Annotated in this window: 22 protein-coding genes and 1 other RNA gene; 2 read left to right on the top strand and 21 right to left on the bottom strand. The window is 32.1% G+C overall.

Annotated elements, in window-relative coordinates:
• Positions 1-73: 73 nt before the first annotated feature.
• The 11 genes from AAA453_RS08690 to AAA453_RS08640 form a co-directional block, all read right to left on the bottom strand.
• A complete protein-coding gene (locus tag AAA453_RS08690; protein ID WP_046465334.1) occupies positions 74-295 on the bottom strand; it encodes a YozE family protein in 222 nt (73 codons plus the stop codon).
• On the bottom strand, positions 295-795 hold the full coding sequence (locus tag AAA453_RS08685) for a PTS sugar transporter subunit IIA (RefSeq protein WP_046465335.1): 501 nt from the start codon (positions 793-795) through the stop codon (positions 295-297). Before AAA453_RS08685 ends, AAA453_RS08690 begins: the two co-directional genes overlap by 1 nt.
• 14 nt (positions 796-809) lie before the next feature.
• Complete coding sequence (msrB, locus tag AAA453_RS08680; protein WP_046465336.1) at positions 810-1238, bottom strand: peptide-methionine (R)-S-oxide reductase MsrB; 429 nt, start codon at positions 1236-1238, stop codon at positions 810-812.
• Positions 1231-1758, bottom strand: a complete 528-nt coding sequence (gene msrA, locus AAA453_RS08675; RefSeq protein WP_002507605.1) for a peptide-methionine (S)-S-oxide reductase MsrA — start codon at positions 1756-1758, stop codon at positions 1231-1233. Before msrA ends, msrB begins: the two co-directional genes overlap by 8 nt.
• Positions 1759-1892: 134 nt before the next feature.
• On the bottom strand, positions 1893-2732 hold the full coding sequence (locus AAA453_RS08670) for a DegV family protein (RefSeq protein WP_427704436.1): 840 nt from the start codon (positions 2730-2732) through the stop codon (positions 1893-1895).
• 9 nt (positions 2733-2741) lie between these two features.
• On the bottom strand, positions 2742-3227 hold the full coding sequence (locus tag AAA453_RS08665) for a dihydrofolate reductase (RefSeq protein ID WP_069815623.1): 486 nt from the start codon (positions 3225-3227) through the stop codon (positions 2742-2744).
• Between the two features lie 89 nt (positions 3228-3316).
• Positions 3317-4273 (bottom strand): thymidylate synthase, encoded by a 957-nt coding sequence (locus AAA453_RS08660; protein WP_427704434.1) that lies wholly within the window; start codon positions 4271-4273, stop codon positions 3317-3319.
• Between the two features lie 284 nt (positions 4274-4557).
• Positions 4558-4992, bottom strand: coding sequence for a bacilliredoxin BrxA (gene brxA, locus AAA453_RS08655; RefSeq protein ID WP_046465340.1), 435 nt, complete (start codon positions 4990-4992; stop codon positions 4558-4560).
• 46 nt (positions 4993-5038) lie between these two features.
• Positions 5039-6154 carry a conserved virulence factor C family protein gene (locus AAA453_RS08650; RefSeq protein ID WP_427704432.1) on the bottom strand — a complete coding sequence of 372 codons (1116 nt, stop codon included), beginning with the start codon at positions 6152-6154 and terminating at the stop codon, positions 5039-5041.
• Between the two features lie 21 nt (positions 6155-6175).
• Positions 6176-6433 carry a NifU N-terminal domain-containing protein gene (locus AAA453_RS08645; protein WP_002507599.1) on the bottom strand — a complete coding sequence of 86 codons (258 nt, stop codon included), beginning with the start codon at positions 6431-6433 and terminating at the stop codon, positions 6176-6178.
• Positions 6434-6445: 12 nt separating this feature from the next.
• Positions 6446-6640, bottom strand: coding sequence for a zinc-finger domain-containing protein (locus AAA453_RS08640; RefSeq protein WP_046465342.1), 195 nt, complete (start codon positions 6638-6640; stop codon positions 6446-6448).
• A 240-nt stretch (positions 6641-6880) separates the two neighbouring features.
• Here AAA453_RS08640 and AAA453_RS08635 point away from each other — a divergent pair, with 240 nt between their 5' ends.
• Entirely contained in the window at positions 6881-7585 is a 705-nt protein-coding gene (locus AAA453_RS08635) for a queuosine precursor transporter (RefSeq protein ID WP_427704431.1), read from the top strand.
• Positions 7586-7602: 17 nt separating this feature from the next.
• Here AAA453_RS08635 and AAA453_RS08630 read toward each other — a convergent pair whose 3' ends face one another.
• Entirely contained in the window at positions 7603-8184 is a 582-nt protein-coding gene (locus tag AAA453_RS08630) for an RBBP9/YdeN family alpha/beta hydrolase (protein ID WP_427704430.1), read from the bottom strand.
• Positions 8185-8351: 167 nt separating this feature from the next.
• Between AAA453_RS08630 and AAA453_RS08625 the strand changes: the two genes are divergently transcribed.
• On the top strand, positions 8352-8759 hold the full coding sequence (locus AAA453_RS08625; RefSeq protein WP_427704429.1) for a ribonuclease HI family protein: 408 nt from the start codon (positions 8352-8354) through the stop codon (positions 8757-8759).
• 61 nt (positions 8760-8820) lie between these two features.
• Here AAA453_RS08625 and AAA453_RS08620 read toward each other — a convergent pair whose 3' ends face one another.
• From AAA453_RS08620 to AAA453_RS08580, 9 genes are all read right to left on the bottom strand, one after another.
• Positions 8821-9702: a 5'-3' exonuclease gene (locus AAA453_RS08620; protein WP_046465346.1), complete on the bottom strand. Its 882-nt coding sequence runs from the start codon at positions 9700-9702 to the stop codon at positions 8821-8823.
• A 20-nt stretch (positions 9703-9722) separates the two neighbouring features.
• The gene (locus AAA453_RS08615) at positions 9723-13163 is read right to left on the bottom strand and encodes a dynamin family protein (RefSeq protein ID WP_427704428.1); all 3441 of its coding nucleotides are present in this window, start codon (positions 13161-13163) and stop codon (positions 9723-9725) included.
• Between the two features lie 340 nt (positions 13164-13503).
• The gene (locus tag AAA453_RS08610; RefSeq protein ID WP_427704427.1) at positions 13504-14139 is read right to left on the bottom strand and encodes an SDR family oxidoreductase; all 636 of its coding nucleotides are present in this window, start codon (positions 14137-14139) and stop codon (positions 13504-13506) included.
• A gap of 311 nt (positions 14140-14450) precedes the next feature.
• Entirely contained in the window at positions 14451-15356 is a 906-nt protein-coding gene (gene rarD / locus AAA453_RS08605) for an EamA family transporter RarD (RefSeq protein WP_046465349.1), read from the bottom strand.
• Positions 15357-15394: 38 nt separating this feature from the next.
• Entirely contained in the window at positions 15395-16528 is a 1134-nt protein-coding gene (locus AAA453_RS08600) for a THUMP domain-containing class I SAM-dependent RNA methyltransferase (RefSeq protein ID WP_427704425.1), read from the bottom strand.
• A 171-nt stretch (positions 16529-16699) separates the two neighbouring features.
• Positions 16700-17075, bottom strand: an RNA gene (gene rnpB / locus AAA453_RS08595) — RNase P RNA component class B.
• Positions 17076-17212: 137 nt separating this feature from the next.
• Entirely contained in the window at positions 17213-17575 is a 363-nt protein-coding gene (locus tag AAA453_RS08590) for a DivIVA domain-containing protein (RefSeq protein ID WP_427704424.1), read from the bottom strand.
• Positions 17576-17586: 11 nt separating this feature from the next.
• The gene (locus AAA453_RS08585) at positions 17587-18153 is read right to left on the bottom strand and encodes a DUF1273 domain-containing protein (RefSeq protein ID WP_021339200.1); all 567 of its coding nucleotides are present in this window, start codon (positions 18151-18153) and stop codon (positions 17587-17589) included.
• Positions 18150-18488: a DUF1798 family protein gene (locus AAA453_RS08580; protein WP_046465352.1), complete on the bottom strand. Its 339-nt coding sequence runs from the start codon at positions 18486-18488 to the stop codon at positions 18150-18152. Before AAA453_RS08580 ends, AAA453_RS08585 begins: the two co-directional genes overlap by 4 nt.
• Between the last annotated feature and the right edge of the window lie 50 nt (positions 18489-18538).

Below are 18538 nucleotides of genomic sequence, written 5' to 3'. Positions count from 1 at the left end.
TTAATCCCAGCTACTTATATGACACTATAATATTTTAATATATTTGAATCTATATACACAAACATTAAGTGATTTAAAATTTTAGCCATTCTGTATATTCTTCATATAAATCATCGAACACAGCCATTGAAATGGGATAATTGCCTTGTGTCTCTATATAATCAGATATAATATGAAAATCTTTCTCTTGTCTTGGAAAAGATAAATCATCAAAAATTTCTTCTGCTAATTCACCTTTTTCGTTTTTACGACCTCTTGCCGTTAGCACAAATTGATAAAATGAATGATCTTTCATTAGTTCATTGTCACATCAACGATTTTTGTCTCGCCTTTAGTAATAGAATTTACATCTGCAACATTAAGAGATGAGGTATTATCAGAATTTGTGATAATGATTGGTGAAATTACAGATTTTGCATTTTCTTTAATATAATCTAAGTCAAAACGTAATAATGGATCGCCAACACTTACTGTATCTCCACTTTCAACTAAAACTTCAAATCCCTTGCCATCCAATTGAACTGTGTCTAAACCGATATGAACGAGCAATTCTAAACCATTATCAGCTTTTAAGCCTATAGCATGTTTAGTTGGAAATACATTATCTACTTTTCCGTCGATTGGTGATACGACTTCGCCTTCTGTTGGGTTTACTCCAAAACCTTCGCCCATCATTTTTTGTGCGAAAACTGGGTCTGGAATATCTTCAATTTTTACATATTCCCCTGTAATTGGCGCATAAATAACACTATCCTTATTGACTTCTTTACCTTTGCCGAATAATTTTTTAAACATATCTTGTTCGCTCCTTATTTTTCAAAATGTGATATTAAATCTTCATAGCCTAATTCTTCAAGCTTTTCGAAAGGAATAAATTGAACTGCTGCGGAATTAATACAATATCTTAAACCGCCACTTTCTTTCGGTCCATCATTAAATACATGACCGAGATGACTGTTTGCATCATCTGAACGTACTTCTGTACGTACCATGCCGAAAGTTTTATCTACAAGTTCAACAACTTCTTCATCATCTAGAGCTTTAGAAAAACTAGGCCAACCACAATCTGATTCAAATTTTTCTTCTGAGGTGAATAAAGGTTTTCCTGAAATTTTATCGACATAAATACCTTTTTCATAATGGTTCCAGTACTCATTTTGGAATGGAGGTTCTGTTCCATTTTCTTGTGTAACTAGGTATTCCATTTCATTTAAACTATCTTTGCTTTTTTTAATCATTTTGTTCCCCCCAATGTTTTTCTATAAATGCTTTACGTCCTGATCCACGTTGATATTGCTCATAATGCAATGGATTTTTTTTATAATAATCTTGATGTTGTGATTCAGCAGGATAAAAGTTTTTATATGGTTTGATGGGTGTAATTACAGGATTATTAAAAATAGCCTGTTCATTTAATTGCTGTATTTTTGCTTCTGCAGCTTTCTTTTGTTCTTCATTGTGATAAAAAATGGCTGGTTCGTAGTGTTCACCACGATCAAAAAATTGGCCACCATTATCAGTTGGGTCAAATGTTTTGAAATAAACATCTAAAATATTTTCGAAGGAAGTGATTTCAGAGTTATATGTGATTTGTACTGCTTCTACATGACCAGTTTGATTCGTACTTACACTTTCATAAGTAGGATTATCCAAGTGGCCACCACTATAACCAGAAACAACATTTTCGATACCTGGATAAGAAGTAAAAGGTTTAACTAAACACCAGAAACAACCGCCAGCTAATGTCGCATAAGCCATAATATACCTCCTATATCTATTTTGTCATAAAGTTACCATTATTTTAAGAGATATGCTATCAAATTGTTTATAAATAATATAAGGACTGTAAATTTTCTTATTAATAGTAACAGCATATATGGAGCAAAATCATATTAAGATCTTAAAACAATTAATCCGATGGCGCCTTGACCAGCATGTGTTGAGATAACAGGTGTTGTTATATTTGTATCGAAATGATGGAAATTAAATTCTTCAGAAAATTGCTTTTTAACCTTATCTACAAATTCAATGACATTGGCATGAGCAATACCAATAGATTTTATATTCCTATCACCTATAAAGTGACTTATTTCTTTCTTTAAGAATTGAACACTTGCATTTTGCGTACGTGAATTGTGTAACATTTCAAGTTTACCATCAACAAGTGTACCAATCGGCTTAATTTTCATCATATTCCCAATTAAACCTTTTGTTTTACTAATACGCCCACCTTTAATCAGTTGATTAAGTTGGCCAATAACAACATAAAGTTTAATGTTTTTTTGTAATTCATTCAATTTTTCAATAATTTTTTCAGTTGCAATACCCTCATTATTCCATTCTACAACGTGCTGAATTTGATAACCTAAACCAAAAGAAATTGATTTAGAGTCTATAACCGTTACATTGCTATCAGAAATTTGACTGGCTTGCAGTGCAGTTTGATAAGTACCACTTAATCCCGAAGTGATATGAATACTAATGATTTCAGAACCATCAGCACCTAATTCATCATACATCTCAATGAATTTGCCAATCGCTGGTTGACTTGTTTTAACATCTGCATCATCCTGAATTCTTTGTATATATGCTTCAGAAGTGATATCGACTTGGTCTACATATGATTTTCCATCTATTGTTAAGTTAAGTGGTACAACATGGATATCATTTTCAACTAAATAGTCATTTGATAAGTCTGAAGTTGAATCGGTTACAATTTTCTTTTTAATCATAATGTCCTCCTATGAATTTTTCTTACGAATTAAATGTAAAAAAGTATGAGGAATTGTATTTTTGTCATCTAATTCCCCTTTTACTGATGATTCGACTTCCCAATCTTCGAATGTATAAGGTGGGAAAAATGTATCCCCATCAAATTTATCTTCAATTACTGTGATATACATATCGTCAACTTTATCAATCATTGCTTCAAATAATGATTGACCACCAAATACGAAAACATGGCCAGGTAAATCAAATATATCATCCATAGAATGAATTACATCAACGCCCTCATGTTGAAACGCTTTATTTCTAGTTAATACAACGTTTCGCCTGTTAGGAAGTGGTTTTCCTATAGAGTCGAATGTTGCGCGTCCCATAACGAGGGTATTGTTAGTACTTAATTTTTTAACGTGTTTAAGGTCATTCGGTAAATGCCAAGGCAATGTGTTATCTACGCCGATAACACGTTGTTGGTCATGCGCTACAAGTATTGATAGTGTCATATTTTTCCTCCCTACTGCTAATATAGTAAAATATTATTTTGAATTTTTAATAATTATCATATATTAATCAATTTTGATCGTTTTGTAGATTACACTGCTATCGGTGCTTTTATTGCTGGATGAGAGTTATAATCTATAATTTCCAAATCCTCGTAATTGATATCAAAAATAGAAGCATCACTGTTGATTTTTAATTGAGGTGGTTCAAAACCATCACGTGATAATTGTGTTTCTATAGCATCAATATGATTAGCGTAAATGTGGGCATCGCCAAATGTATGCACAAATTCTCCAACCTCTAGTCCACATTCTTTCGCAATTAAATGCGTTAATAAACTATAACTAGCAATATTAAATGGCACACCTAAAAATATATCTGCACTTCTTTGATAAAGTTGACAACTTAATTTACCCTCTTGTACATAGAATTGAAACATCGTATGACATGGTGGCAATGCCATGGTATCTATTTCAGTTGGATTCCAAGCTGAGACAATATGACGTCGAGAATTCGGATTGTTTTTGATTTGTTCTATAACAGTCTTAAGTTGATCGAAATGGTTACCATTTTTATCTTCCCAGTCGCGCCATTGTTTACCATACACATTGCCTAAGTCACCAAATTTTTGGGCAAATGCATCATCGTTTAAAATCTGTTGTTTGAACTTTTGCATTTTTTCCTTATATAGTTTATTAAAAGATTCATCTGCTTGTGCTCTATGTCCAAAATCGGTCATATCTGGCCCTTTATAATCTGATGATTTCACATAATTCTCAAACGCCCATTCATTCCAAATATTGTTATTATATTGGAGTAAATATTTAATGTTCGTATCACCTTTGATAAACCACAATAATTCCGTTGCAATTAATTTAAAGGATACTTTTTTGGTTGTTAATAAAGGAAATCCTTTCGAGAGGTCAAATCTTAATTGATGTCCGAATTTTGAAATTGTGCCTGTATTTGTGCGATCATTTTTTTGTTTACCGATGTCTAAAATTTCTTCGCATAGATTGTGATATGATTGGTCAAAACTATTAAGCATAACAATCACACTCCTTTCTATTATTTATATTTATCTTATTGGAAATTACTGACAATTAAAAGAGTTTACTATTAATTGTGTAAAAAACAATTCACATTATATAAAGTATACATTATTTTTTTGAAAACGTTTAAAATGTAGCATTATTTTTAAATTTAAAAAACCAACTTACCATATCTTAAATAATAAGTTAGATATGATAAGTTGGTTTAGAGAAACATTTATCCAAGTCCAATTACTATTATCATTTAATATAAAATAACAGATTATATTAAATTAAGTAATTAGCAATATTCATCGAAAGCATCTTTGATATCCATACAAATATCTTGAATATCTCTACCTTCAATATGTTCGCGTGGAATAAAATGTTTTAATTCTTGACCTTCAAATAAAGCGAATGATGGACTTGACGGTACTTGCTGAATAAATGATCTCATTTCTTCAGTAGCTTCCTTGTCTTGTCCTGCAAACACTGTGACTTTATTACTAGGTTTTTTATCGTTTTGTTCAACTACAGTCACTGCTGCAGGTCTTGCTAACCCAGCTGCGCAACCACATGTAGAGTTAATAACTACAAAAGTTGTGTCATCTGCTGCGACATTATTCATATAATTAGAAACTGCTTCAGCAGATTCTAAACTTTCAAAATCATGTTCTGTTAATTCACTACGCATTTGTGTAGATAATTCGTTCATATAAGCATCATATGCATTCATTGATAACACTCCTAAAATTTATCTTTTAATTCATTTTTATCAGTAATTACTTGTTTCTGTTAGCAATTTGTTTCCAAACGGATCCTAAAGCTTCGTCACCATTTTCAATTCTAGAAATTGCCATCTCTATTTGTAGTTTTACTTCGTATGCAGGGTCATCTGCATGTGCTCTTAATGATTCAAGTTGTTCAGGGCCACCTTCGTCAAAGATAAACATTGCCGCTCTCCATCTTACAATTTTTTGTGGGTCATTCAATGCTTTTTCCATTTCGGGTAGCGCTTGTTTGAAACCTAAATCGCTTAAACAATCTCCTGCCGTACGTCTTACTGCAGGACTTTTATCATTTAAACCTTTAAACAGATAAGGTAATACAGCCTTATCTTCCACCATTCCAAGTAGTACGATAGCTTCACGTCTCAAAGGTATTTTTTGCTCATCGCTCACTGCTTCACCTAATAATGGGAAATCTTGTACAGTTGGTGTTGGGAAGGATTTTAACATTCTTAATCTTTCTTTCCAGTCATCCGCAGCTTGATAAGCTTCAAGCGTAACGTGTTGATATTGTTTTTCTGGTACAACAATATCTGTAGCTAATGCTTCTTGGACAAGTGTTTTTAAGCGTTCTTCAGGATAAATCGCAGTAATTTCTTCAAATACTTCAGACATAATATCGTCTAATTCACCGTAGCGCACACCTAAATCATCCCATTTGCGAAGAAAGACAATATTATCATTATCTTTTTGTGCAGCTAGCATGCTATCTATATAAATTTCTGGTAATTGTTTGCGTTTTTCTTCAGAGCTTGTAGTAAGTTTAATTTGATAAGGAATCCCCTTAAATTTTAATACTTCAGCCTTAACCTCTCCATAGTGTTCATCAGGCAAAGGTTCACTTATTTCTTCTTGGTCTTCATTTAACGTTGCAGTTACGTTAGGTAAAACATCTTCCCAATCAAATTTCGGCTTTTTGTCCACTGCTAAAAAGTCCATGACATAGAATATAGACTTAACGCCTTCTATTGCTAATACATCATTAATAAAATGAGGCTGTCCCTCTGCAACTGCAGTATACGTATTTGATTTATTATCTTCTCTTTTCTCACTCAAGACAATTTTCATTGTATTTGGACTTGGTGTAGGTTCAACACGAACAATTTCCATCAAGGAACCTCCTTGTTATATTTATATTCTTTCTAACGTAGCTAATATATTCGGTAATACATCATCCCACTCAACATTAGCTTGTTTATCAACTGAAATAAAATCCATAGCTTGGAATATAGATTTAACACCCTCTACTTCTAATACTGCATTAATAAATTCAGGTTGTCCTTCTTTTACTTTAGTATACGTGTTGGGTTTTGTGTCTCCACCTTCTACGCTATATACAAATTTCATTGTATTTGGATTTGGGGTTGCTTCTACATTTAAAATTTCCATGATAAATCCTCCTTATTGTAATTCATTTCCTATTTGTTTAATTTGTTTTCCAATTGAACACTCATTTATACAAAAGTGATGTGCCTGTGTTTTTCCTTCAGTCTTTCTGATATGATTTTTAAGCAAGCATTCTTTGCAGTAGGTGTTCATTAAATGATCTATCGCATCAATTGCTTCTTTTTCAGAATAAGTTAGAATAATCTTCACTCTCCTGTGTTTCTGTAAATAAAAGTATTTAATTATATTAAGATTTGACGCATGAAAGTATTATATCATTTGTAACTACGATTGTTTAATATTAAATTTGCAATTAAGATTAATGTAGAAATAATGTGTATTAATTTTTAAAGTATACTTGCAATTTTTAATTTATCTGATAAGATAATGCAGTTGTTAAATATGCGGTTTCTAAACACCCGCATCATCAAAATTTAGGAGGAATTTAAATTGTTTAACGAAGTTTTTGGTGTGTTAACGTTTTTAATCACATTTTTATTATTAGTCGCAATGTATCGCTTTTTTGGAAAACAAGGGTTAATTGCTTGGATTGCAATTGGTACAATTATCGCTAATATACAAGTAATAAAAACAGTAGATATTTTTACTATTTCTGCAACATTAGGTAATGTAATGTTTGCATCGATATATTTAGCTACTGACATTTTGAATGAGATATATGGTAGGAAAATTGCAAAGCGTGCGGTTTGGTTGGGTTTTAGTTCAACGTTAGTCATGATTATTGTCATGCAATTATCGTTACACTTCACCCCATCTCCCGTGGACACGACGCAAGGTGCATTAGATACAATATTTAATCTTGTGCCTAGAATTGCATTAGGTTCTGTTATTGCATATATCATTGGACAGCATTTAGATGTACTGCTATTTTCATTGATTAAAAAGGTGTTCAGTTCAGATAGAACATTTATTATTAGGGCGTATGGAAGTACGATAATTAGTAATATTATAGATACAGCATTATTCGTAGCTATTGCGTTTTTAGGAACAATGCCAAATGAAGCAGTATTTGAAATTTTTATAACAACTTACTTGTTGAAAATTATTTCTACAATATTTAACGTGCCGTTCGGTTACTGGGCAAAATCTATGTATCGAAAAGGTAAAATACAGAAATTAGATGAAGGTTACTAAAAAAACTCTGAAATTGGTTATATACCGATTTCAGAGTTTTTTTGATTTAAAACAGTAGTAATTTGTTCTCTTAGATATTCAAATGTTACATAACCATCGCTAGCTAGAAAGTGTCCTTGGTGTGGTATATGAATTGTTTGAGTTCCTAAAGCTTTAGACAAACGATCTGTTGCACGTATATCAACAACAGGATCATAATCGCTACCAATAGTAATAATATGTTGAGCATTAATGCGATCAAGCTGAATGTTAGTTTGTTTGATATAATAATCTAATTCTGGTAAATTCTTTAATGTTTCATTAAAGCCTGAAACTAAAAATAATCCTTTAATATGTGGGCATTGAGGAAGTTGAGATAAATAATTAAGCACGGATACTACCCCAAGACTATGAGCGACAATAAGCGTTTCGGAATTTAATTTATATGCCATACTATTGTGTAATGCTTTGTACCACTGATCTATATCTGGATGATTTGAGTCTGGTAAATATATGACTTCGACATCATAATCAGAAGCTTTCATTTTAGCAGCTAACCATTGAAACCAATGGCTATCAGTATGTGCTTGATAACCATGTATAATAAACATATTTTTCAAAGTATCAGACCTCTCTTGCTCAACTCCGACTAATTAAGTATAAATTCAATGTATATCTATGATACGAAAAATATATTGAATTTCCAACTGATATGATTAGCGATTATATAGTATAAATGTAATAGTTTTGATAAGATTAGATTAACTTAAATAATGTGGGTGAATTTATGGCGAAAATATATTTTGATGCAGCTACTGCCGGTAATCCAGGTGAAAGTGCTTGTGCCGTTGTCATAGTAACAGACAATGAACGGATTCAGTATGACGCTAGTTTAGGTATAATGGATAACCATAGTGCTGAATGGGCCGCGTTAGTGTTTGCCTTAGAAAGTGCTGTGAAACACGAAGTGACGACGGCGATAGTTTATACAGATTCAAAATTAATTGAAGATAGTTTGAATAAGGGACGCGTAAAAAATAATAAATTCAAACCTTATTACAGTGAAATGTTAAAATTAGAACAACAGTTTGATTTACTTTTTGTAAGATGGATTCCTAGAAATCAAAATAAAGAAGCAAATCATCATGCTAAAAATGCACTATACAAAATTTCTAAAAATAAAAAAGGCAAATAATATAAAAAGTGGCTGCTAACTTTCCAGAAGGATTGCTAACAGCCACTTTTTATTTGTATGTTTAACTGAAATGAGTAGACAAGTATTTTCCTGATACGTATAACTCATGTTCGTTACAGATATTTAATATCTTAGTGATATCTGTACCAAATTTCATATCTTGTAATAACGTTGTTGTATCTAAAGGTACTTCAGTGTGAATTTTAGCTAAAGACTTGGAAACCTTTAAATTTTGCATATCATTACTTATTTTATTCTGTTGACCAGGTGTTAATTCGTCTATTGCGTCAACGACAGATTCTACAGAACCATAATTTTGAATAAGTTTAATTGCTGTTTTTTCTCCTATACCTTTTACACCAGGATAACCATCTGCGCTATCTCCCATAAACGCTTTTACATCAATAAGTTGTAACGGATTCAATCCATATTCACTTTGGAATCTATCAAGCGTGTAGCGATTATAAATGCTGAACCCCTTTTTAGTTAACCAAATTTCTACATTGGGATTGATACATTGTAGTATGTCTTTATCACCAGTTACTACATAAATTTGATTTTCATCAGAATATTGATGTGCTAAGGTTCCAATAACATCATCAGCTTCATAGTTCTGAACGCCAATGTTTACAAAACCAAATTGATTGGACACCTCTTTCACATAATCAAATTGAGGAATAAGTTCTTCAGGTGGTGCCGGTCTATTTTGTTTATACCCATCAAACATATCATTTCTGAAAGTGGATTTACCCATATCCCAACATACAGCTACATGTGTTGGCTGTATGTCATTGATTGCGCTAAATACGTGACGCACAAATCCTTGTATCCCATTTGTAGGTGTGCCTGAAGAATTGCGCATAAATTGTTTGTGAAGACTTGTAGCATAAAAATGGCGGAATAATAAAGCCATGCCATCTATTAGTAATATTTTATTAGACATTTTGTGTACCTCTTTCTTATTTACAATAACACTTTTAATTGTGCGTTCGTTTCTTGCAATTGTTGAATCAATGCATCATCGATTTCAAATGATAATAATTCTTTAATTTGACGATGAATGTCATTTTCAAATTGCTTGAATTTTGTTTCAGCATTTTCGTCCATAACTAAGACGATTTCATTGAGTGCTTTTCTAAGATCAGCAATACAAGGGGCGAGCAACTTGATTGTTTCTTGTGTAATTTGTTCTTGTAATTCACCCTGTGTCTTAGGTTGCAGTATATTCTTTTTAGAAAGTGACTTAGGTAATGCATCAATCATATGACTTAACTCCACTTTTAAATAAGGTTCATCTAATTCAATATTGTTTTTATCAAATTCTGGTTCAATAAATACATGCAATTGTTCAAGTTTTTGTTTCAATGGCGCAATTTCATTATGCAATTGTTCGTGGAAGTATTTTTTGACGCGTTCAACAAGTAAGGATTGCTCCAAGTACAAGCGTTGATGAATTTGATCTAAATAAATTTTCGTAGATAGTCGTTTTTCTTCGTTGAAATTACTGTTTTTTGTCATTTGTCCATTATAAATAGATTTGACTTCATCTTGTAATTGTAATTTCAAACGTTCGTTTAAATGATAGATCTGGTCTTCTACTTCATTTGAAGCACGTTGTTCTGCAGTTTGTAATATGTTATAACTCAACACTGTTGATTGTTTATAATTTTTTAATTTTTGTTTACGTTGTTCAATTTGAGCTTTGTTATTCGTTGTTTCTTCAATCATTTGCTCAAACGCTTCGGAAATATGTGTGAGTTGTTTTAACATTTGTTGTTGGAGTATATATTTAGATTCAACTTGAGTAAAGTATTGAATACTCTCCTGTAATTTATCGATACCTTTATCGCCAGACTTAAGCGCCTCTCTACTAGAAACAGCAAAAATATCTGAATCCATGTTGACTTGAGTTAAAGCATCACCAACATATTCTATCACAGCATTTAAATCTTCGTCAGTTTCTGCTAAGTCGGTCGCATTTATAATCATTTTGAAGGCTTGATTTTCATTTAACTGGTTCATTTCTTTCATGTGTTCAATAAAGCGCTTGTCATTATTTGTAAATGAATGATTAAAATAACTAACATATAAGATTAAATCTGAAGATGTCAGTATTTTCTCAGTTTCGTTCGTATGACGTTGATTATTTGAATGTAAACCTAGAGAATCAACGATGATTTTATCTTTTAACCATTCTATTGGTAGTTTAAGGTGTACTGTATTTACAAACGTTGCATACTCATCTTCTGCACTCCACTTTTTAATGTCGTCTTGCGGAATAGTATGTGTTTGTCCTTCTTCTAACCTGCGTTTATACATACTGTAATGTTTTTCAACTGCGTTCACAAAAGCCAATTGATTTTTTTCCAAAGTTGCTTTGATTTTATCTGTATTTTTACTTAAAAACGTATCAATACTTTCAAATGTTTTATTTTCAATTTCGAAAACTTGATTCAACTCATCTAAAAGTTGCTCAGATGATTTAAGGGTTATCTGACTTTCATGACCATAAGTTAATTCAGTCATTGCTGCAGTGGTTGGATTAGGAGAACTGACTAAGTGCGAACCACCTAATAGCGCATTAATTAAACTACTCTTACCTGCGCTAAATGTACCAAAGACCCCTATTTTAACAACTTTATTCTCTAACCGGGTTAATGTATCATCAATGTCTTGTTTTGTTTGTTCGAATAATGGGATATCTTGAATTAATTCAAGTGCATTTTTGATGTTTTGGGTATTATCTTGGTTATCGTAATGTGTTGCAACAGTGTTCCTCTTACTTGCCTTCACAGTATCAGTATTGTCTTTCGCTGTGTATTTGATTTCTGTTCTGTCTATTAATTTATCCAAGGAGTCATCCATATGAATGTAATAATGCATATAATTTTGTGTTTCCAAAGACTCTCTTAAATTACGCATTTCCATAAATTTCACATAATCATTATAATCGTCTTCTTGTTCTGTGCCGATATCATTTGCTTGTGAATGGTTAATGGCTTTTTTAAATAATGGATCAGATTCTTTTGCAATGAATTTTTTGAGTGAAGCCATCAAATCATCTGCAAATGTTAAAACGTATTGATTACTAATCGTTATTTGCATTTGATATAAATCTGTTATGAGCTCTGGGTGTATTGTATAATGCTGATTAAGAATGTCATCATTGACCTCTGAAGAATTTATAAATCGTGTTAAAAATGACATATCTTCTCTTAGTGGTTGTCTGACTTCTTGATTCACTTTGTCTTGGAGTTGTTCAACAACTGCTGTTAATCTCTTTTGCTGTTCTTCTAATGTTTTTTGTTTTTTATTAAATAAACCACCAACTTTAAAGTCTTTCGTACGACTTTCTAAATAAATTTTGATTTTTTCTCTCGTGTCATGCGTCATGATGTATGCATTATCTAAAATATCTTTACGTTTTTGCTTTAAAAAGTCATATAATTCATCAGGGTTATTTAATAACTTGGCTTCTTCACTGACCTCTTGATTTTGTTGGAAATTGAGATAAGCTTGATCAAAATCCGCTTCGAAAATATCAAGTTGTTCTAAAATATCTTGAATTTCATATTGAACATAAGATAATTGCTCATCAGTAATAAATTTAACAATTCGTTCCACATAATCCTCGATAGATTCTCTATGGGTGTCCTTTTCAATCAAATAATTAGAAAGCGTGTCAATTTCATTATATTCATGCTCATATTTTGACACATAAAATATTTGATCTAATTCGATTTCCCACTCAGCGATTGATTTCTCTACGCGATCTTTAAATGTCTCAAAAGTAATTTCTTCTTCGCTATGTTTATCTATTTGATTAATTACAAATACCACAGGCACATTTGCTGCATTTAACTGTTTCATAAATTGGAAATTTAAAGCTGATTGAACGTGGTTATAATCTACTGTATAAAAAAGTACATTACTCGTATACATAAATTCCTCAGTGCTTGATTGATGTGTTGCAACATTAGAATCTACACCAGGTGTATCTTGTAACGTGAAACCTTTTTTGAATTTGTCTGATGGAAATTTTATTTCTACAGATTCTACATCTATGTTTTCACGATTCATTTGTTTAACTTCATCGTAATTATTTAATAATGTATATTGTTGATTGCTCAAGTTTGCAATAATTCCTGGTTCGTCTGACACAGAAACAATAGCCGTATTGCTTGTTGTTGGTACAGGTGAACTTGGCAAAATACTTTCTTCTAAGAGTAAGTTAATTAAAGTAGATTTCCCTGCTGAGAAGTGGCCCACAAAAGTTGCAGTGTATTGTTCTAAGTATACCTTTTTAATAACTTGATTGATAATGTGGACAAGACGTCCATTATTTGATTTTTCAACTTCTTTTTTTAGTTTATATAAAATATCGAGTTGCTCAGTATTAGACATGATATGTATCCCCTTTGATTACTTGTATGTAATTAATCTTATTGTATAACAAATTATTGTTTGTCTAAAGGTAGTAAGTGAAATTAAATTTCTTTTAATTACGTATTAATGATAATTTGTCTTAATGTTACGTTGCGTACGTAGTGTATTCTAATCACTAGGCTAATTATTAAAATATGTCGTTATGATATAAACGGCTGTAATAAAAAAGTCACTCCAAACATATTTGGAATGACAATAGCATAAGATAGTTTATGATGAGCTATCTTATATATCCGCTTCAGTATTGTTAGTCTGTCTATTGTTTAACTTACAGCTTTTATATACACTTACTTAATTATTAACTCCCTTTAGGTTTACTGTAATCAGTATTAGGCTTATTGATACCAATGTTTTCTTTTAAATAAAGGCTTGGATCTTTAGCAATTTTAACAGCGACAGCTGCTACACTTTTTCTAGATACTTCTGTGCCTTTGAAGGATTCATTTTTTTGAGTGATTTCATAATCAATCTCGTTTGTATGAGTTAACCACGCTGGTCTAAAAATAGTATAATCTAGCCCTGAATTTTCAATAATGTCAGCTGCTTCTTTATATACAGGTAGTCTATCACCTATTTGTTGCTGGACCCATTCCCCAAATTCTCCTGGTACTTCATTATATATACCTAGAGAAGTTACGAAGATTAAACGTTTCACATCATTTGTTTGCATTGCTTTTACAATAGTCGTTGCTTCTTTATCAAGATCACCTGATAGACTAGCTATAACGATATCTACATCGTCCATTGCACTATTAACATCATCAAAGTTAGTAGCGTCACCTTCACGCACACGAATTCTATCTGATGCAAAGTCCGGTAATCGATTCGCATCTCTTAAAAATAATCTTAAGGTATAGGATGTGTTTTCTAAAAAAGAATTAATAGCTGCTTTAGAAACTGCACCATTTGCCCCTAGAATTAATACTCTTGTCATCCAATCACTCCAATATCATTTTATTGTTACAGTAATTTTACTATATAATCAAAAATGTTTTAAGTCTCTTTTTATCTCCAAAATCTGAAATACGTTTGTTACATATAATCTGTTTATACTCACAGTACTATAGTTAACCTCTTTACCCTCATATTAAACTTAAAACATACTTGATTACAATCTGAGTGCTTAATTGATTACTATAATATATTGAATTGAAAAATCCCTAGATATGTTAAACAGTTCTTAAGTATCAACTTAATACAGTTTTCAACATCTAGAGATCTAATTGTAATGATAAACTTAAATTGTTAACGAATTACAGGGGTTTTATCTTTCTTAATTTTAAAGTACTGTGAAATGCTATAGACAATAATACCAATCCATATAAAAATGAACGTTACTAACTGGTCAATATTAAATGGTTCTTTAAATAAGAATATCCCTAATATAAACATCAACGTTGGAGCAATGTATTGTATGAAGCCAGTTAAAGACAAGGGAATTCTACGTGCGCCTGCTGAAAACAGTATTAGCGGAATCGCTGTAATCGCCCCTGAGAATAATAGCCAAAATGATGAACTATTAACTCCTAGAGAAGAACTCCCTTGTTGCCATATATACCATAGATATATAAAGCCTGCTGGAGCAGTAGCAATACATTCTATAGTGATACTGCTAATGGCATCTATCGGCACTAGTTTTTTAATTAATCCGTACAAGCCAAATGAACTTGCTAATAATAAGGAAATACCTGGGAATACACCCATTTTCAATGTCATATAGAGTACACCTATAACTGCTAATGCAATTGCGATCCACTCTAATTTATTAAAACGTTCTTTCAAGAAAATAAGCGCAAGTATTATACTTACGAGTGGATTAATATAATATCCTAAACTCGTTTGCAGCACATGACCATTTGCTACAGCCCATATGAATGTGCCCCAGTTAATTGTAATTACATAACCTGCTGCAATAATAGCAATGAGTTGAATTGGATTTGTAAAGAGTTGATGAACATCTCGTTTAAAGGGCCCAGTATTTTTAGTGAACACTACAACAAATAGCATAAATATCATCGAAAGCACAATTCTATATGCTAAGATTTCAAATGCGCCTAAATCTCTAATTAAATCCCAATATATGGGTAGGACGCCCCATAATATATAAGCAGCAAAAGCGAATACGATACCCTTTTTAAATTCAGTGTTCAAAAGATGCACCTCTTTCTACTTTTTCAATTTATCAAATTTTAATTTTGAGGTTTTCTTTTACCCCAATACTGATAATACGTACATTCAATATATCCATTAAATAACTTTCTACGCTTAGTCGCCTTTTGGTTAACTAAATGTTCAAATTCTGTACTACTTGTCAAAATATAAGTAGATAGATGAGGATGTTGTTGCATTAGTTCACCAATATAGCGATACATAACTTCTACTTCATCACGGTCACCGATACGTTCACCATATGGCGGGTTACCTATAAGTGCGAGTGGCTCCTCTGTATCTATTGTAAGTGTATTAACATCTTTCACGCTAAATTGAATAATATCAGCTAATCCAACTTCTTCAGCGTTTCTGCGTGCAATATCTATCATTTCTGGATCGATATCCGAAGCATAGATTTCAAGTTTTCTATCGTAATCAGCTTGTTGATCTGCCTCGTCTCTCATTTCGTCATATAAATTGTCAGGCATCATGTCCCATTTTTCAGAAACAAAATCACGATTAAACCCAGGTGCAATGTTTTGCGCGATTAAGCAAGCCTCTATTGCTATTGTGCCTGAACCACAAAATGGATCTATTAACGGCGTATCACCTGTCCAATTCGCTAAACGAATTAAACTTGCTGCAAGTGTTTCTTTAATTGGTGCTTCACCCTGAGCTAAACGATAACCACGTTTATTCAATCCTGAACCAGAAGTGTCTATTGTAAGAAGTGCATTATCTTTTAATATTGAAACTTCCACTGGGTATTTTGCACCTGTTTCATTTAACCAACCGCGTTCTTGATACGCACGTCTTAAACGTTCAACAATTGCTTTTTTTACAATTGCTTGGCAATCAGGAACACTAAACAACGTCGATTTCACACTACGACCTTGTACTGGGAAGTTACCATCTTGTTCAACAATTGTCTCCCATGGTAAAGCCTTTGTTTTTTCAAATAACTCATCAAATGTAGTGGCTTTAAATTGACCTACTACAATTTTAATTCTGTCGGCTGTACGTAACCATAAATTACACTTAACAATTGCAGATTCGTCACCTTCAAAAAATATTCTGCCATTTTCGACAGTTGTTTCATAACCTAATTCTTGAACTTCTTTTGCCACAACTGCTTCTAATCCCATAGGACATACGGCTAATAATTGATACATTAGTTTGCTCCTTCTTAAATAAAGATTTACTTATATTTTATCAAAAAAATTTTTAAATAGATATGACATTGTACTAAGTTCTAATGCAACTCAGGTTAATGAATATCTTCTATAACTTTAGAAATTAAAAAAGCTCTCCTATGTGGGAGAGCTTGGGTCTAGTGATGATATTTCTGTAAGCCATGTTTTGTACCGTTGTACTGCTATCGTGTACTAGATACACTCGTACGCTGGTGGTAACCATCTGTCTACATGCTTTTAAAAGCATGTCCTATTTATACGTTGAATTCCGTTAAATAAGTGCTCCTACCTAATTTGGATTGCTCACTCGAGGGGTTTACCGCGTTCCACCTTTTATATTTCTATAAAAGCTACGTCACTGTGGCACTTTCAAACTATTTTAACCGTATCTATAAGACTTAGGTTATTTCATTGCCGTCAATTTAATGCCTTGACTTATTTTTTCATCAAGCACGAACACTACAATCATCTCAGATTGTGTGAGCATGGACTTTCCTCTATATTGCTATAGCGATCACCCAAAACACCATCTTTGAAAGTATACCATGCTTTAGACGGCTAAACAAACAAAATAAACCAAGTTTTGAATGAAATCAAAACTTGGTTTTATGTAGATGAAGCTATATCTACGATTTGCACACACTATAATCATTCATTAGCGTGTTATTTTCCAAATACCGCTTTTTCTAAGTTAGAAATTCTTTTTAGAATATCAACATTATTATTATTGTTATTGTTGTTATTACTCTTAGTTGCAGCATTACTATTGGAAGAGAAATTCTTATTTTCTTGTGGTCTTGACGTTGCTACACGTAATCTAAGTTCTTCAAGTTCTTTTTTTAGTTTATTGTTTTCTTCGGAAAGCTTAACAACTTCACTATCTAAGTCTGACATTTTTTGATAATCGGCTATGATGTCGTCTAAGAAGGCATCGACTTCTTCCCTTCTATAACCACGTGTCATAGTTTTTTCAAAATCTTTTTCATAAATATCCTTTGCTGATAATTTCAATGAAATATCTGCCATTTTTTCCCACCTCATTCGAAACTTTGTTCTTGAGACCACTGTAAATCATTGATGAACTCAGTTAATTCATCGAACGTCACAATGTCACAAGTATAATTTGTTTTTTCCATAAAATCAACTAACATTTGCTTGAAGAATTTTGGACTTGCTTCTTGCTCCTCATCATATATTAATAATGTTTGATCTGTGTGATCTAACATGAACTGATCTGTCTGTTTAAATTGATGAGGTCCTTCGTATGGTGAATGAAACACACTATCTACAAAATCAGCCTTTTGTGTGATATTTTGATATTTAGCTTGATTTTGTTCGTTCCATCTATCGCTGTGACCATAAAACGGCGTTATAATACCCAATTTAAGTTCTGGATATGTTGCTTTCAAATCAAGTACTACTTCTGCTGTCCATAACTCTATACCCATCTGTCCTTGTATTAATACCCATTCTAAGCCTTCTTCAATCAATTGATTTAATTTATGTGCTATAAATTTTTTTAAATAGGAAACTTCTGGAGCATCATCTTTGAAAATATTAAGTTCATAAGATTTATAGCCTGTGACATAAACTGTTTTTATCATAGATACAACTCACTTCTTTGAATATAGCTTAAATCATATTGAACAGCCTTTATTTTTTCTGTGAATAACTTTCTGCTTGAGCGCTTAAAGTGGCACTCCACAGATAATTCTTCGATATTAGAAACTAATAAATCAAATTTTTGTTTGTTCATATATTGCAATTGAAGTATTTGAGTTTCATATTGAATAAAGGATGTGAGCAATTCATCAATATTATTCGTGAATGGGACGACAACAGAATAAAAATCATAATCTTCGCCAGATGCTTTTACGGATTCATATTTATCTTGCATAAGCTGTACATCATCTAATAATTGCGTAATTAACTGTTGCATGAAGTTTCCTCCTACACAATAAATTTACCATAAAAGACAATGTGCGTCAT

It is taken from the genome of Staphylococcus parequorum, assembly GCF_039237145.1.
Lineage (GTDB): Bacteria > Bacillota > Bacilli > Staphylococcales > Staphylococcaceae > Staphylococcus > Staphylococcus equorum_A.
This window is presented reverse-complemented; position numbering and strand designations above follow the sequence as displayed.

What these genes read in the sequence shown, in the direction of transcription:
- msrA (WP_002507605.1), bottom strand. Translation starts at nt 1,758, where the DNA reads ATGGCTTATGCGACATTAGCTGGCGGTTGTTTCTGGTGTTTAGTTAAA.
- AAA453_RS08645 (WP_002507599.1), bottom strand. Translation starts at nt 6,433, where the DNA reads ATGGAAATTTTAAATGTAGAAGCAACCCCAAATCCAAATACAATGAAA.
- AAA453_RS08685 (WP_046465335.1), bottom strand. Translation starts at nt 795, where the DNA reads ATGTTTAAAAAATTATTCGGCAAAGGTAAAGAAGTCAATAAGGATAGT.
- AAA453_RS08625 (WP_427704429.1), top strand. Translation starts at nt 8,352, where the DNA reads ATGGCGAAAATATATTTTGATGCAGCTACTGCCGGTAATCCAGGTGAA.
- AAA453_RS08665 (WP_069815623.1), bottom strand. Translation starts at nt 3,227, where the DNA reads ATGACACTATCAATACTTGTAGCGCATGACCAACAACGTGTTATCGGC.
- brxA (WP_046465340.1), bottom strand. Translation starts at nt 4,992, where the DNA reads ATGAATGCATATGATGCTTATATGAACGAATTATCTACACAAATGCGT.
- AAA453_RS08690 (WP_046465334.1), bottom strand. Translation starts at nt 295, where the DNA reads ATGAAAGATCATTCATTTTATCAATTTGTGCTAACGGCAAGAGGTCGT.
- AAA453_RS08670 (WP_427704436.1), bottom strand. Translation starts at nt 2,732, where the DNA reads ATGATTAAAAAGAAAATTGTAACCGATTCAACTTCAGACTTATCAAAT.
- AAA453_RS08650 (WP_427704432.1), bottom strand. Translation starts at nt 6,154, where the DNA reads ATGGAAATTGTTCGTGTTGAACCTACACCAAGTCCAAATACAATGAAA.
- AAA453_RS08620 (WP_046465346.1), bottom strand. Translation starts at nt 9,702, where the DNA reads ATGTCTAATAAAATATTACTAATAGATGGCATGGCTTTATTATTCCGC.
- AAA453_RS08615 (WP_427704428.1), bottom strand. Translation starts at nt 13,163, where the DNA reads ATGTCTAATACTGAGCAACTCGATATTTTATATAAACTAAAAAAAGAA.
- AAA453_RS08580 (WP_046465352.1), bottom strand. Translation starts at nt 18,488, where the DNA reads ATGCAACAGTTAATTACGCAATTATTAGATGATGTACAGCTTATGCAA.
- msrB (WP_046465336.1), bottom strand. Translation starts at nt 1,238, where the DNA reads ATGATTAAAAAAAGCAAAGATAGTTTAAATGAAATGGAATACCTAGTT.
- AAA453_RS08610 (WP_427704427.1), bottom strand. Translation starts at nt 14,139, where the DNA reads ATGACAAGAGTATTAATTCTAGGGGCAAATGGTGCAGTTTCTAAAGCA.
- AAA453_RS08600 (WP_427704425.1), bottom strand. Translation starts at nt 16,528, where the DNA reads ATGTATCAATTATTAGCCGTATGTCCTATGGGATTAGAAGCAGTTGTG.
- AAA453_RS08590 (WP_427704424.1), bottom strand. Translation starts at nt 17,575, where the DNA reads ATGGCAGATATTTCATTGAAATTATCAGCAAAGGATATTTATGAAAAA.
- AAA453_RS08585 (WP_021339200.1), bottom strand. Translation starts at nt 18,153, where the DNA reads ATGATAAAAACAGTTTATGTCACAGGCTATAAATCTTATGAACTTAAT.
- AAA453_RS08660 (WP_427704434.1), bottom strand. Translation starts at nt 4,273, where the DNA reads ATGCTTAATAGTTTTGACCAATCATATCACAATCTATGCGAAGAAATT.